The organism is Mesotoga infera, from assembly GCA_011045915.1.
Taxonomy (GTDB): Bacteria; Thermotogota; Thermotogae; order Petrotogales; family Kosmotogaceae; genus Mesotoga; species Mesotoga infera_D.
In genome coordinates this window covers 67,432-80,010 of the sequence record DSBT01000410.1, presented here as the reverse complement: position 1 = coordinate 80,010, position 12,579 = coordinate 67,432, and the positions used below count along the sequence as shown (strand labels likewise).

The 12,579-nt window shown below is 47.2% G+C and carries 13 protein-coding genes; all 13 read right to left on the bottom strand.

What is annotated here, in order from left to right:
• Positions 1-120: 120 nt before the first annotated feature.
• From ENN47_13595 to ENN47_13535, 13 genes are read right to left on the bottom strand one after another with little or no spacing between them, the layout of a single operon-like run.
• On the bottom strand, positions 121-399 hold the full coding sequence (locus tag ENN47_13595) for a 30S ribosomal protein S20 (GenBank protein ID HDP79180.1): 279 nt from the start codon (positions 397-399) through the stop codon (positions 121-123).
• Between the two features lie 44 nt (positions 400-443).
• Positions 444-1,625 carry a methionine adenosyltransferase gene (locus ENN47_13590; GenBank protein HDP79179.1) on the bottom strand — a complete coding sequence of 394 codons (1,182 nt, stop codon included), beginning with the start codon at positions 1,623-1,625 and terminating at the stop codon, positions 444-446.
• Positions 1,626-1,647: 22 nt separating this feature from the next.
• A complete protein-coding gene (locus tag ENN47_13585) occupies positions 1,648-1,953 on the bottom strand; it encodes a hypothetical protein (GenBank protein ID HDP79178.1) in 306 nt (101 codons plus the stop codon).
• Positions 1,954-1,958: 5 nt separating this feature from the next.
• The gene (locus ENN47_13580) at positions 1,959-2,972 is read right to left on the bottom strand and encodes a hypothetical protein (GenBank protein HDP79177.1); all 1,014 of its coding nucleotides are present in this window, start codon (positions 2,970-2,972) and stop codon (positions 1,959-1,961) included.
• A complete protein-coding gene (hflX, locus tag ENN47_13575) occupies positions 2,969-4,171 on the bottom strand; it encodes a GTPase HflX (GenBank protein HDP79176.1) in 1,203 nt (400 codons plus the stop codon). Before hflX ends, ENN47_13580 begins: the two co-directional genes overlap by 4 nt.
• 52 nt (positions 4,172-4,223) lie before the next feature.
• Positions 4,224-4,466: an RNA chaperone Hfq gene (gene hfq / locus ENN47_13570; protein HDP79175.1), complete on the bottom strand. Its 243-nt coding sequence runs from the start codon at positions 4,464-4,466 to the stop codon at positions 4,224-4,226.
• On the bottom strand, positions 4,450-5,379 hold the full coding sequence (gene miaA / locus ENN47_13565; GenBank protein ID HDP79174.1) for a tRNA (adenosine(37)-N6)-dimethylallyltransferase MiaA: 930 nt from the start codon (positions 5,377-5,379) through the stop codon (positions 4,450-4,452). The genes hfq and miaA overlap by 17 nt, the downstream gene beginning before the upstream one ends.
• Entirely contained in the window at positions 5,376-6,158 is a 783-nt protein-coding gene (locus tag ENN47_13560; protein ID HDP79173.1) for a class I SAM-dependent methyltransferase, read from the bottom strand. The genes miaA and ENN47_13560 overlap by 4 nt, the downstream gene beginning before the upstream one ends.
• Entirely contained in the window at positions 6,155-6,397 is a 243-nt protein-coding gene (locus tag ENN47_13555; GenBank protein ID HDP79172.1) for a DUF1049 domain-containing protein, read from the bottom strand. Before ENN47_13555 ends, ENN47_13560 begins: the two co-directional genes overlap by 4 nt.
• Positions 6,394-8,805, bottom strand: a complete 2,412-nt coding sequence (locus ENN47_13550) for an ABC transporter permease subunit (GenBank protein HDP79171.1) — start codon at positions 8,803-8,805, stop codon at positions 6,394-6,396. The genes ENN47_13555 and ENN47_13550 overlap by 4 nt, the downstream gene beginning before the upstream one ends.
• A gap of 9 nt (positions 8,806-8,814) precedes the next feature.
• Positions 8,815-10,143 (bottom strand): sugar ABC transporter permease, encoded by a 1,329-nt coding sequence (locus tag ENN47_13545; GenBank protein HDP79170.1) that lies wholly within the window; start codon positions 10,141-10,143, stop codon positions 8,815-8,817.
• A 1-nt stretch (position 10,144) separates the two neighbouring features.
• Entirely contained in the window at positions 10,145-10,990 is an 846-nt protein-coding gene (folP, locus tag ENN47_13540; protein HDP79169.1) for a dihydropteroate synthase, read from the bottom strand.
• Positions 10,990-12,573 carry a CTP synthase gene (locus tag ENN47_13535; protein ID HDP79168.1) on the bottom strand — a complete coding sequence of 528 codons (1,584 nt, stop codon included), beginning with the start codon at positions 12,571-12,573 and terminating at the stop codon, positions 10,990-10,992. Before ENN47_13535 ends, folP begins: the two co-directional genes overlap by 1 nt.
• Positions 12,574-12,579 lie beyond the last annotated feature (6 nt).

The following is a 12,579-nucleotide window of genomic DNA, read 5'->3' as shown; positions in this document are numbered from 1 at the left end:
TGAGACGGAGGAAAACGTCCTTGCAGGGACTCACCAGGATGCAGCTCCGGAAAATCTTTGATAACTTCTATTGACAACAAAAAAGGTGGCTCAGGCCACCTTTTTTATTTTTTCGTTCAATCAACCTCTCGCTTCGACATATGTCTTGACTTTGGCGGTCAATCTTGCCTTCTTACGTGAAGCCGTATTCCTGTGAATGGTTCCGGACTTCGCCGCCCTGTCGAGAGTAGAATACACTTCGCTAAGCATGGAAGAAACGGCCTGTGGATCTTCACCCTCTTCCATCGCCTTATATAGCTTCTTGGAAGCATTTCTGAATTTCGTTCTAGCGGCCCTGTTCATTACTGTTCTTTTGGCCGTCTGTTTTACTCTCTTCTTTGCTGATGCATTGTTAGGCACTTATCACTTCTCCTCCTTTCGAGATTTACCCGTTAATTGTATCATCAATCCACTGCTTTCTTCAATTGGTCAACGGCGTCGATCTCTTCCCACGGCAGTTTAATGTCTATCCTGCCGAAATGTCCATAGGCAGCCGTCTGCCTGTAAATAGGACGTTTAAGGTTAAGCCTGTCGATAATAGCGGCCGGTCTGAAGTCAAAAACCTTCAGGACGGCTTTCTTAAGCTTTTCGAGATCGATCTTCTCCGTATCGTGAGCATCTATCATAAAGGATACGGGTTTGGCAACTCCAATAGCATACGCGAGCTGAAGAGTTACGCGTTCTGCAAGTCCGGCGGCCACAATATTCTTTGCGGCATATCTTGCCATATAATGAGCCGATCTATCGACCTTCGTGGGGTCCTTTCCGCTGAAGGCTCCCCCGCCGTGAGGAGTCCAACCTCCGTAAGTATCAACGATGATCTTCCTGCCAGTCAAGCCAGTATCGGCTGAAGGACCGCCCCTGACAAATCGACCCGTCGGATTCACGAAAATTTCCACCCCTTCAAGAAGTAGTTCGTGGTCGATTTCTGGAGAGACTACGTTGTCGACTACAAGTCTTTCTATCGCCTCTGCAGTCAAATCGGGATCATGCTGAGTCGATACCACAATCGCTGTTACTCCGACAGGCTTGCCGTCCTGATACTTGACGGTAACCTGGGTCTTTCCGTCAGGCCTGAAGCCATGAACACTGTTGTCTTTTCTTACTTTGCTGAGCCTTCGTGCCAATCTATGAGCAAGAACTATCGGCAACGGCATCATTTCTGGAGTCTCGTCTGTCGCATAACCGAACATCATGCCCTGATCTCCCGCTCCTATCAGGGCATATCTATCGGAATCATTTTTCTTCGCTTCAAAGGATTTGTTTACTCCCAGAGCTATATCCGGGGACTGCTCGTCAATACTCGTAAGGACGGCGCAGGTCTCTCCGTCAAAGCCATACTTAGCCCGGTTGTATCCGATATCGAGAATCGTCTCTCTAACTACTCTGGGAATATCAACGTAAGCTTTAGTACTTACCTCTCCGGCAACTACGACAACGCCTGTTGCAAGAAGAGTCTCAACTGCAACTCTCGAATCTTCATCCTGAGTCAACATCGCATCGAGAATCGAATCGGAAATCTGATCTGCCATTTTGTCCGGATGGCCTTCGGTAACGCTTTCACTGGTAAACAACCAAGTCTTCATGACTGCCTCCTATAAACTGAATCTATTCTTCGTATTCTTCCTTAGACAAAAATCTACCGCCGATTATTTCGAAGGACAAGGGCCTGAACGCTCTGTTGAACTCAGCTATGATCTGAATCTTGTTCTGGCATTTGCTCCCAATGAACTCTTTATCGAGCCTATAGACTCCCTTTCCCTTTCCATAATTTACGCTGACATCGTAGTACTTTCTGAGATGGCTGCGGAATTTCTCTTTGCACTTACTGCATTCAAAGTGGACAACAAGTGTATTGCCATTGTCGTAGAAGGGATTTTTCCCTATGTCTCGCGGCTTCTTCTTGAAAAACATCCGAATTACCTCCTCATGACGATTCTGAAGTCTTTCGAAGCCTCGTTTCCCCAGTGGTCCCGAACCACTACCCTGGCATCTCTCGGATTCGTCCAGTCGATATCGTCCCAAATGTTTATTGGAAGGACACTAAGCGATATCCTCGCGTTGAGATTGAACCAGTAATCAGACTCCGTTGAAGGCGAAGAGTATATCTCATGGACCTCGTCAGCTTCATCTACCTCGAAAGAAACAAAATCGATCTGATAGACGAGACTGTTTTCAACATACAACTCTATGGTCTTTGGGCTTACGGGATGTCTCAACTGAACTTTAGCATGAAGATCCAGAGGGGTAGTGGCGTTCATCTCGATAGTCGGCTTTCCCTGAGCAAACGAGTAGGTCTTTCCGCCTGCCCTAATGTCCAGTATTTCAACTGCCGATGTCGGACTGCCAGTATCGAAGTAGAAGCCAGGATTGATTATGGTCTCCATAGTTGAATCTCTCACTTCTAGGTGAAGATGGGGCGGAACGTTTCCACTGTTTCCTGATTTGGCAACGACATCGCTCTTTCTGAAGGGAAGTTCTCTGGGATCGAACGTAACTTCGACATATTGATCACCAAACTCGGAAATCAGTTGATGATAGATGTCGTTAAGTTTTCTTCCCGCCAAAGAAGAAGTATCTCCGATTTCATTTACGTGAGCGAAAATCACATTGATACCCTTTTCATTAGTGAGAATGTTGGTGACTTCAGGAAGTGTGAGGGCAATCCCTACCCCGTATATGGGATGGTTTATGTAAATCTGATGTACATATGAATCGTCCGGGGAAAGAAGATCGAGACCGATTACGCTCCCGGTCGAGTAATCCATTCCCATGTGAAAATGCTCTGGATAGTTTATGTTTCTTGAATTCCCTCGATATTCACCAAAGTAACCCGTTATTTCCGGCGCCCTCTTCAGTGGAAACAGGAGTGATGCCGAAAACAACATACAGCCAATCATTAGCGCCAGTAAGACCGACAATAATCTCTTCATTTCCTTCCCTCCTCGCCAATAGAAGAAATGAGCCTTTCATTTATCTCATCGGAGGATACATATTCTACCTCAATAAACTCACTTTCGTAGCATTCAGAAAGCACCTCAAGCGAGCCTCTGAATCTCATGAAACTCGAGAACTCGGTCGGGGTTAGCCTGAGCTTTCTCCTTGACCTTTCACCAAAAAGGCTTCGGCTGATTTCGCTCAAAATGCCTTCAATATTGAAGCTTTTTGAGGCACTCACCAATATTGCTTCCGGGAAGATGCTCCCGAGTTCAAGAAGTCTTTCATTTGTACATAGATCAATCTTGTTCAGAACATGTATTCTCTTGATTTCACCCGCGCCGATTTCACGAAGAGTGCGATCGACGATCAAATACTTCTCTCTGACTGCCATATCGGATGCATCAGAAACCACAACCAACAGATCTGAGTACTTCACCTCGTCAAGCGTCGATCTAAAACTCTCCATAAGCTCGTGAGGCAACTCTCTTATAAATCCGACAGTATCAGAAATGAGCACCTGCATTCCGGCTGGCAATCTCGCCTTCCTAACCCGCGTATCGAGCGTTGCAAAAAGCTTGTCCTCGACCAGAAGCTCATCGCTGCTTATTTCCGAAACAAGCGATGACTTTCCGACATTTGTATAACCTACAAAGGAAACAAGAGGGATAGAGGACGACTGCCTCTTCTTTCTGGAGATCTCCCTGCGCTTGCCGAGTTCATCGATGTCCTTTCGCAGACGCGATATTCTGTCCTGAGCCTGACGCCTGTCTGTCTCCAGCTTTTTCTCTCCCGGACCTCTCGTCCCAATACCCGCTCCTGTCTGAGAAAGCGCCCTCCCAAGTCCTTTTAGCCTGGGCAACTGATACTTAAGACTGGCCATTTCGACTTCCAGTTTACCTTCCTTCGTTGATGCATGGTCTCCAAAGATTTTCAGAATCAGCTGTGTTCTATCCATTACAGGTATCTCCAAAAGCTTTTCGAGATTCATCGCCTGAGACGGAGAGAGTTCATGACGGGTGATAGCGAGAGTGGCGCCGAAGGCACCTATCATCCTTTTTGCAAAATCCACCTTTCCCTTCCCGAGATAATGTCTGGGGTCTGGGCTGTCTAGATTCTGAACAACAGTCTCGACAATATTATAACCAGCAGTACGGGCGAGCTCACGAAGCTCGCCCTGAATTTCTGTCTTCATATTCTGTTCTTCAGAAGAAAAAACAGCGACAAGTAAAGTATCTATGCTCTATTCAATCCTCCTTCTTGCCTGTCGTATTCGTCAATTTCACGTACTTCTGAGGAACCATCATCTTGATCGCGTGCTTGTAGACAAGAGTCTGCTCCTGCCCATCTTCCAGCAACACGGTGAAATTGTCGAACGACTTAACCATCCCCTTCGTCTGGAATCCTCCTTCGAGGTACATCTTGACTTCGATTCTGTTTACCCTAAGAAGATTCAGAAAACGATCTTGCAAATTAAACTTTTCGGCCATTCTTACCCCCCCAAACTGAGAGAATTGCGTTTTCAAGAACCCGAACTGCCTCTTTATCGAGGCTGGACAGGTCAATTCTCAAAGCTTCACTATATCTTCTGAACCAAATAATCTGACGACGAGCGTATCTTCTTGTGTTCACAAGCATCCGTTCCCTACTTTCCGAAAGGGACACTCCGCACTTTATATATTGTACCATTTCGGCGTAGCCTATTGTCTTTAGCGCGTTAAGTCTCGTTGTATAGCCCTTGTCGAGAAGCCTCTTCGTTTCATCTGCCAGACCGTTTCGGATCATCTCGCACACACGTCTTTCGATTCTCTTATGAAGCTCTCCTCTCTCTCGTTCAAGAATTACGATGCCAAACTCGTCAGAACTCTCGCTCTCTTTGTGCATTTCTGTCAAGGGCCTTCCTGTCTTGAAGAAGACCTCAAGATATCTGACTATACGTTTGAGATCATTCTCGTGCAGCAAATCAAATGCTTTGCTATCGACCTTTTTGAGTATTCTTCTCAACGAGCCTTTGCTCTGAGATTCGATCTCCAGAAGGGCCTGCCTTACTTGCTCATCTTTTGGAGGAAGATTTGCCAGACCATTGATGAGCGATTCTGCGTAGAGTCCCGTTCCGCCTGCAAGAACAGGAATCTTTCCTCTCGATATTATGTCGGAGATACATTGAATGGCGAGTTTTCTGAACTCCATGACATCAAAATCCTCATCCGGATCGCGAATATCTATAAGCCAGTGTTTAAGCAAAGTCTGTTCATTCTTTGTCGGCTTGGCCGTTCCAATGTCCATGAAACGGTATATTTGCCTAGAATCAACGGAGATGACTTCTATGGGAAGTCTTCGGGCCAACTCAAGCAGGAGTGAAGTCTTGCCGACTGCGGTCGGCCCGAGAAGCAATGGAATCATCTCTTATCAACTACCCCGTAAAGCACTCCGCTCTTCTTGCTTCCCCAAAGCTTGTCAAACTGAAGGTCTAGCTCTTCGAAGAGGGAATCACGTGTTCTGCTCTTTATGATGAATCTCTTTGAGGAAATCCTGATCATCTCGTCCACATCGGTTCTATTAATCCTCTCATACACTGCAAATGCCCTGAGAGGATTTATTGAGTTGGAACTCATCTGTGGTCTATCAAACATCGGGTCGCAGTAGACTATGTCATAAGAAGCGTCGGGACACTCCTTAACGAAGTCTCGAAGATCCCTGTTGTGTAGCTCTATCCTGGTCGACGCTTCTCTGATCCATTCATAAGTGTAAGGATAGTTGCGAAGTCCATGGGAGACTACCCTGTATATATGTTCGGAAGCCTCAAGACCCACTACCTTCCCTTCAGGCAGAAAGTGGGCGATCAGAAGCGCCTCGTTCCCAAGTCCGAATGTCGTATCGAGAACGGTTTCGTCTCCGGAGAGTTCCATGCTCTTGATTAAATAGTCTGAGTCCTGAAGCTTTATGTTCTTATACCTTACCTTCGACATGCCCGGATGAAAGAAGAAAACCGAATCCCCGTTCCTGATCGTAAGCTGGCCATTCTTGTCAAAGACGTAGTAGAAATCTATCGGGTATTCCTTCTCGAATTCCTTCAACCGGCCTCTTGAAACATATTTAACGCCAATCTCATCGGCAAGGCCTCTTGCGTTCATAACTTCTTCTTTCGTGGGCTTGTGAGAGGTTGTAACAACAAATCTCATCTATTGCCTCCATCGTTGCTTCCCGGCACTAATTCTCTGAGCAGTTCCAATTCGGATTCTTTGATCTCGATTTCTCTCTGCAGTGCATCGTACTCTTTCTGCAGGTTCTCCAATCTTCTCTGGACTTGCCTGTAATTGAGAAAAGCGTCGATATTCGCTATCAATAGTAGCGAAATCAAGAGGGTCAGAAAGATGAACAATCCGAGAGGAAATTTGGCTTTGCTCTTCTTGCTTTTTATTTGAGACCACTCCTGGCAATTCCGGCTATGAAGTATTTCTGAGTAATCAGGAAGAGAATGACGACCGGAATTATTGAGAAGGTGGCCGCGGCCATCAAGAGGTGATAATCACTGCCTGTCGCTGAGCTGAAATTCTGAAGCCCAACCGGCAGAGTCCTGATTTCCGGACTCTTGGTCACTATGAGAACCCAGAGGAAGGAATTCCAGCTGCCGACGAATTTAAGCAGCGCTCCCGTGATCACAGCGGGCTTCGAAAGCGGAACCAGAACTGTCCATAGAAAGCGCCATTTCGTCAGACCGTCGATCATGGCGGCATCGTAGAGCTCGTTTGGAATCGTCATAAAGTGCTGCCGGAGCAAGAATATCGCAAAGACAGAGACCACCCAGGGAACAATCAGGGCGTAATATGAGTCGATCCAGCCCAGGGCCGTCAGGGTTATGTAATTGGGAACCAGCAGCACTTCTCCCGGGACCATCATTGTTGCCAGGAAGAGTGTGAACAGAAAGTTCTTACCAAAGAACTCCATCTTTGCAAATGCGAAGGCCGCCATCGCAGCGAAAATTATCTCCACGAAAGTCGTTACCATCGCAACAAATACTGTGTTGAAGTAGTATCTGCCAAAAGGCGCGGCATTCCACGCAGTTATGTAGTTCTGGAAGAAATTCTTGAAGGTTTCCCCGAATGTGAAATTGACTTTTCCGGCAGGCATGTCATCCTTGAACCAGACAGCGGGAATACCTGTAAGCTTTATGTCGAAAGACTTTGCGCCCGAAGGTGAAATTATGCCTCTGTAGTAGACTCTTTCAACCTCAGTCGGCTTGAGAGAGAGATCGAGTTCACTGAATATGTCTGAATGTACTCTCGAGAAAGTCCCGACCATTGTCGTCTCTTTCCATCTTCGCCTGATGAGGTCTGCCAATGCATCCTGACCTCCAATACCAGCCTGTCGATCGAGGCCCGCGATGACTCCTCCGACGCCTATGGTCTGGCCCGCAGCCGACGCCACTTCTCTAATAAGCGATGTTAGGTCGGAGTATGAAGTTTTCTCTTCCATCGCATTGCGGACTTTCGTGTCCATCTCGGAACTCGAAGCCACTAGCAGAGACGTCCTGAGGAAGTTCATTGCGTCATTTACCACTTCAAGCGGGGTCTGAGTATCTGGAAAATATTGAGATAGAGTATCTTTGAAATTTTGATCCAGGTAGTTCAGGAGAATCGTGACTGCGCCCCGCACATTGGAGGGATTGATAGCTGAGAGCAAATAGCTTTTGACTTCCTCTTCAACGTCCCATCCCTTTACAAACTCCGAGAGCAGCGAATGAACTTCTGAGTCTGAGCGTATATTTCCAACTATTGAGGTGCTCGAAAGGTTCTTGTCCTGGGAATCGTTGTAGAATAGCCTTACGTCGGAATAGAGGTCAAGCAGTTCGACCCACCGACCCAAATCTTCTGGAACAGTCTCTAGCGAGCGTTCAAGCTGCCTGACAGAGAGAGACATTCTGGAATCGCCACCGGCAACTGTCCCCGAAAGAGAAACAATTTCGGCGCTTACTTCCCTAATGAGATCGACACTGCTTCTCAGATCCCCGATTATCGTTTCAAGTTCGACCAGATCCGTGACCCCCGTCTTCCCCGTTCTAAAAGTCTCTAGAGTCTGCATAGAGGTCGTCAGATTCTCAATCGGAGTTACAAGAAGCGCGCTCGACTCTTCTCTGATCTTCGCCTTCATTTCCTTGCTTTCATCAGTGTCGATAGGCAACTCCTTCATTACAGTCTCAACGCTCTGAGACAGTCTATCGATTGCTTTTGAGTACTGAGCTTTGAGAGAGCCAACGAGAACCACCCTTCTCACGAATCCGCTGTCACTGTATATTGCAGCATTGAAGAAACTGTCCATAAAACGGCCCGCTCTGTCTGTGGGAAGATCTCTCAGGGCGCTCGAAAAGGAATCGGGAACATCTGACTCAAGAGCTGAATACCTGTCGACAAGTGCTGCAAAACGCTGTTCATCGACTTCGGTGGCGTAATCTGCAGGAGTTCCGTCACCTTTGAGCAACTGGATCTCGACCTCGCCTCTTCTGATTGGATCATCGTCTAGAGTGATGGTGATGGTATCTAGACTTGCCGACTCTTCAATAAGCGCCGCGAAGTTTCTGAATTCACTGAGACTAAGAGTCGAGAGATCAACGGAGGCGCCGGAGCTTTTCTGCTTTATCTGCGTCTTGAAAGTGAAGGAACTGGCAGCGTTTTTGGTCGTCCAAACAGGCGGCCAGCTTGAGACTTCGCTGGGGGCTTTGAAGGAAGTTGCGACCATCCAACCGAATGGAATCAGCATCAGAAAAGCCCCGCCAATTATAACCACATAGAGAAGAATCTTCGAGATTATCTTTGTCGACGATGTAGTCATCTGAACACCTCAACCCTCATAATGGACGCGCTTTTTGCCAACGTACAGCTGCACCATTGTCAAGACCAGAATTATCATAAAGAGAACGTATGCAGCAGCACTGGCTACTCCCATTCTCTGCTGGTTATAGAAGGCGTCAAATACGTAATAGACCAGTGTCAGTCCGCTTTTGTTGACAGGTCCAGGAAGACCCTGATAAAGAATGAATATTTGAGAGAAAACCTTAAACGAACCAATCATCGTGATTATCATTATGAAGAAGGTCGTGCCCGAAAGCAGCGGCCAGGTGATGAACTTGAACTTCTGCCAGCCGCTTGCGCCATCTACATCGGCCGCTTCGTAATACGATCTGTCAATATTCTGAAGACCGGCAAGAAAGATAACGGTGGTGTATCCAACATGCTGCCATACCGAGACTATGGCTATCGTTGGAATCGTCCACACCTCTTCTTTCAACCACGCGATTCTGGGCAAGTTGAAGATCGAGAGAATATAGTTAAGCAGTCCAAACTGGTCGTTGAACATCCACTGCCATACCAGTGAAACGGCAACCACCGATGTGACAAAGGGTATGAAGTACGCAGTCCTGAATAGAGAGCGCAGTTTGATATTCTTGTTCAAAAGCATAGCAATGATCAGCGCCAGCACTATCTGCGTCGGAACGGACAGAAGAACGTAATAGACAGTATTGTAGATCGATTTGAGGAAGTCGGAACTCTCTTTGGCGAGCGTGAAGTACTCCACAAAATCCGCACTCTGACTCAAAATGAGATATGCCAGGGCGTAGTAGACAGCAGCTATCAGAAGTAGCGTCGACCATTGACTGGACTTCATTTTCTTCCACTGAACACTCTTTCTTCTGCGCATCAGTATGAAAAGGCCGAGACCCATCAGCCCCAGACCGACAAGCAAACCTGCCGCCGTCAAATCAGCCGAAGAATTGCGAAGCAAAACAAAACCTGCAACTGCCGCAAAATAGATCGCATACAGAGACGAGTGACTTTTCTCGGTCTTGTCGTACTTGCTCAGCAAACCGAAGAGATGGTACAGAGCCTGTACGACGACTAGAACAACCACAATGTAGATGGCCGTGTTTATCAGCGAATTCACGAAGCTAAGCGAAACCGGATATGTCAGTCTGAAGAGCTCCTTATAGTTATCAAATCCAATGAAGTAACGAGTGGTCGAAGTGTAATCCCATTTGAAGAAGCTGAGTACAAGTGAAAATCCGATTGGCCAGAAAACAAAGACACCTAGGATTGCAATCGAAGGCAGCAGGAAAAGATATGCTTGCCAGGTTTCCTTCCAGTACTTCTTCGAGCGTCTACTGTGGGGCAAATCATTCCCTCCCATTTTCTCCATATGGGTTTAGTATCTTAAGTATACCAAAGATTCTGTCATGCTCCCGAACATCGTGGACGCGAATTATGTTCACTCCTTTAAGGTAAAGGTAAGTAGAAATCGAGAGAGTTTCTACAAGCCGATTTTCAACAGGATTTCCCGTGAGCTTCGCTATAAAACTCTTTCTGGAATGGCCAACCAGAAGGGGGAAACCCAGCCGTAAGAAGCGGTCGACATTTCTGAGAATTTCTATGCTCTGTTCTGCCGTCTTGGCGAAACCTATCCCAGGGTCTAGAATTATCCTGTCTTTTCTAATCCCTGATTCGACTGCTTTCTTCGCTCTTTCGACGAGCCAGGCTGAGACCTCCTCGACCACATCACCGTAATCTGTCATCTGACTCATTGTCGAAGGATCTCCTCTCATGTGCATTATGATAACCGCTGCATTGCTTTGCGAGGCAACTTCAATCATTTCTTCCGACCTGAGGCCGGTAATGTCGTTGACGATATCTGCACCAGCTGCGAGTGCCGCTCTTGCTGTCACACTGCTGCAGGTGTCTATCGAGATAACTGCCCGGGGCTTCTTCTCTCGAATTTTCTCTATTACGGGAACTACTCTGGCAATCTCCTCTTCCACCGAGATCTTTTCGGCTCCCGGTCTCGAGGATTCACCACCAATATCGACTATTGCGGCCCCACTGCCGAGCATTCCCATCGCAGCATCGACGGCCGCGGCAGTGTCGCTGAACCTGCTCTCAGGGAAGAAGGAGTCTGGAGTCGCATTGACTATCCCCATAATAACCGGTTCGGAAAGATCAAGCAGCCTACCGCTACTGAGGATCACTACTGATTCCTTCTCTTCTCTCTGACGCGTTTGACAAATAGCTCGAAGACGGGATTTGGATTGCCGACCTTAGATCGGAATTCCGGGTGATACTGAATTCCGAGGAAAAATCGCTTCTCCGGAAGCTCTATTGCTTCAACAAAAGTCGCTAAGGAGGAGATCGTCAATCTACTTTCATCCTTTTCTCCCGGATTTCTAAAGAGATCGGGGAAGCGCTCCAGATTGACTTCGTATCTGTGTCTGTGCCTCTCGAAAGCTATCTTCTCATTGTATGCGTCCATCAGCACCGTACCTTCTTCAATTGGAGTCTCCTGTGCCCCCAGCCTCATAGTTCCTCCGAGCTTCATAATTGCCTTCTGCTCTTCCATCATGTCAATGACCGGGTAGGGAGTCGAAGGATCAAATTCCGTAGAGTTGGCGTTTTCATAATGGGAAACGTTTCTTGCAAACTCGATAACCATCAGCTGCATTCCCAGACAGATACCGAGGATAGGGATGTCTTCCTCTCTTGCCGCCTTAATTACAGCAATTTTTCCTTCAATGCCTCGCTTGCCGAAACCACCTGGGATAATTATTCCGTCGTATTTTCGAAGTTCGTTCTTAATTTGGTCTTCCGTCATCTCTTCGAAGCACTCAGAATCGATTACATCGGGTTTGCTGGCGCCGCAAAGCGTAATGCTTTCAGAAATGCTCTTATAGGCATCGTCCGTCCCAAGATATTTTCCCACTATTACTATTCTGGTCGGAACGAACGTTCTCGGATAATTCCAGTCGAACCGCTCCTCTATTTCGAGGTTGAGCCATGCGGCAATCTTTCTGTGAATTCCGTAAGCATACACGATTCGTGGAACATCGTACACGTTTTCGGAGTCGGGAAGGTTATAGACCATCTGTCTGTCGAGACCGCCGAATAGAGCGATCTTTCCAAGCTCATTCTCTTCAATTGGCAGCTCCGATCTGACGGCAATCATCTGAGGCTGAATACCGATTCTTCTAAGCAGTTGAACGGATTGTTGCGTAGGCTTCGTCTTGAACTCATTAGTGACCCTCAGATATGGAACATAGGTCACATGGATGAACAAGAAGTTTTCAGGACCCTCTTCGACCCATAGTTCCCGCACCGCTTCCAGAAATATCTCGCCTTCAATGTCGCCGACAGTACCGCCTATTTCTATCATTATCAGATCTCCGGGAACTCTCCTGATCCTCGACTTTATCTCATCTGTTACGTGAGGGACCATCTGCACCGTTGCTCCCAGATAGTCGCCCTTTCTCTCCTTGTCAATTATCGACTTGAATACCTGACCCGCGGTCATGTTGTTCTCTCTTCTCATGTCCTTCCCGAGAAACCTCTCGTAATGACCAAGGTCTAGATCGGCTTCGTATCCATCTTCGGTAACAAACACTTCTCCATGCTGGTTTGGGTTCATGGTCCCGGCATCCAGATTAAGATACGGGTCTATCTTAAGAGTGTTTACCTCGACTCCGCATTCCTTCATAACCCTCGCTATGGAGGCGGAGAGGATCCCCTTGCCAATGCCGCTGATTACGCCTCCAGTTACAACTACGTACTTCTTCTTCATCGTCTG

Excerpts from the sequence above, each read along its gene's own strand:
- ENN47_13590 (HDP79179.1), bottom strand. The coding sequence starts at position 1,625 with ATGAAGACTTGGTTGTTTACCAGTGAAAGCGTTACCGAAGGCCATCCG.
- ENN47_13585 (HDP79178.1), bottom strand. The coding sequence starts at position 1,953 with ATGTTTTTCAAGAAGAAGCCGCGAGACATAGGGAAAAATCCCTTCTAC.
- ENN47_13580 (HDP79177.1), bottom strand. The coding sequence starts at position 2,972 with ATGAAGAGATTATTGTCGGTCTTACTGGCGCTAATGATTGGCTGTATG.
- hflX (HDP79176.1), bottom strand. The coding sequence starts at position 4,171 with ATGAAGACAGAAATTCAGGGCGAGCTTCGTGAGCTCGCCCGTACTGCT.
- hfq (HDP79175.1), bottom strand. The coding sequence starts at position 4,466 with ATGGCCGAAAAGTTTAATTTGCAAGATCGTTTTCTGAATCTTCTTAGG.
- miaA (HDP79174.1), bottom strand. The coding sequence starts at position 5,379 with ATGATTCCATTGCTTCTCGGGCCGACCGCAGTCGGCAAGACTTCACTC.
- ENN47_13560 (HDP79173.1), bottom strand. The coding sequence starts at position 6,158 with ATGAGATTTGTTGTTACAACCTCTCACAAGCCCACGAAAGAAGAAGTT.
- ENN47_13550 (HDP79171.1), bottom strand. The coding sequence starts at position 8,805 with ATGACTACATCGTCGACAAAGATAATCTCGAAGATTCTTCTCTATGTG.
- ENN47_13535 (HDP79168.1), bottom strand. The coding sequence starts at position 12,573 with ATGAAGAAGAAGTACGTAGTTGTAACTGGAGGCGTAATCAGCGGCATT.